General features: G+C 67.3%; 1 protein-coding gene. It reads left to right on the top strand.

The genetic code is table 11. The annotated features are described in order from the left end of the window. The first annotated feature begins 61 nt into the window (after nt 1–61). Nucleotides 62–976: an IS982 family transposase gene (locus AB0J46_RS51970; protein WP_364344974.1), complete on the top strand. Its 915-nt coding sequence runs from the start codon at nt 62–64 to the stop codon at nt 974–976. Nucleotides 977–1,007: the final 31 nt, after the last annotated feature.

The following is a 1,007-nucleotide window of genomic DNA, read 5'->3' as shown; positions in this document are numbered from 1 at the left end:
CTAGATGAATGAGTCCAAGGCATAGCTGCGGAGATAGGGCGAGGATGTCCATCCTCGGGTTGTGACGACCGAACTGGACACCCTCGCAACCGCACTCTATGTGAGGGTCGACGATCTGCTGAAGAGTGCGCCGGAACTGGCCCCATGGCGGCCCCGAGTGGGCATCGCGCCGAGGTTGAGTGACGCTGAGCTGGTGACACTGGCGGTGCTGTCGGCCTTGCTGGGCTACCACTGCGAGCGCCGCTGGCTGCGGTACGCACACGCCGAACTGCGCGGCATGTTCCCCTGCCTGCCTCAGCAGTCGGGCTACGGCAAGCGGCTGCGCAAGTCGATCCCTCTGGTGACGGCAGTGATCCGGTTCCTGGCCTGCGACACCTCGCTGTGGTGGGATGAGGTGTGGGTGGCCGACTCCACCCCGGTGGAGTGCGGCCGCTCGGTGGAGACCGCGCGGCGCAGCGCCCTGGCCGGGTGGGCCGAGTACGGCTACTGCGCCTCCCACTCCCGCTACTTCTGGGGGCTGCGCCTGCACCTGGTGTGCACCCTGGGCGGGCTGCCGGTGCTGTTCGCACTGAGCGGCGCCAAGGCCGATGAGCGCGAGGTCCTCCTGGGCATGCTGGCCACCGCTCCCCGGGTACTGGCCGACCATCGGCATCCGACGCTCATCGCCGACCGGCAGTTCTACGGCCGTGCCTTCGAACGGGAACTGGCCGAGGGCGGGGTGCGGCTGCTACGCCCGGCCCGGGCCGGTGAGGCCGAACGAGCCGGCGCACAGCTGTTCAAGCCGTTACGCCAGACCATCGAGTCGATCAACCAGACCTTCAAAGCCCAGCTCGACCTCGAACGACACGGCGGACGCACGCCGGCCGGCGTCACCGTCCGCGTCTTCGTCAAGGTTCTGGCCTTGACCGCGGCCATATGGCACAACGATCACACCGGTCAGCCGATCAAGAGATCACTCACCCGCTACGACCACTGATCACCCCGACCCCTTGGACTCAACCATCTAG

It is taken from the genome of Nonomuraea sp. NPDC049758, from assembly GCF_040674635.1.
Classification (GTDB): Bacteria; Actinomycetota; Actinomycetes; order Streptosporangiales; family Streptosporangiaceae; genus Nonomuraea.
This window is presented reverse-complemented; position numbering and strand designations above follow the sequence as displayed.